This is a genomic window from Paraburkholderia sp. BR10872, from assembly GCF_040965835.1.
Lineage (GTDB): Bacteria > Pseudomonadota > Gammaproteobacteria > Burkholderiales > Burkholderiaceae > Paraburkholderia > Paraburkholderia nodosa_A.
On record NZ_JBFRCN010000175.1, the window covers coordinates 1 to 296 of the forward strand.

Below are 296 nucleotides of genomic sequence, written 5' to 3' on the forward strand. Positions count from 1 at the left end.
ATCCATTGAAACTTAAATGTATTCCCTTGATCCCCTCCTTTACCTGTCCCTATGTATTCCCAATCTTCCGGAAGAATCTCTCTAGAAACCATCAAAAAATCATGACGCTCTACATTCGAATCTATAATTTCCTTATAATATTTTGGTGTTCCCAGTTTCTTTACCATTTCCAAATCTGCTAGTCCTGATTCTTCTAATATTTCTCTAAAAAGTGCCTCTTCCTCCGTCTCCCCGGAATCTATATTCCCGCCGGGCAACCTTAATTTAACACCTGGTACATTCGAGTAAACTAATAA

General features: G+C 38.2%; 1 protein-coding gene. It reads right to left on the bottom strand.

What is annotated here, in order from left to right; genetic code table 11:
* The coding region (locus AB4Y43_RS40565; protein WP_368730300.1) for an NUDIX domain-containing protein at positions 1–296 on the bottom strand (296 nt) is incomplete at both ends.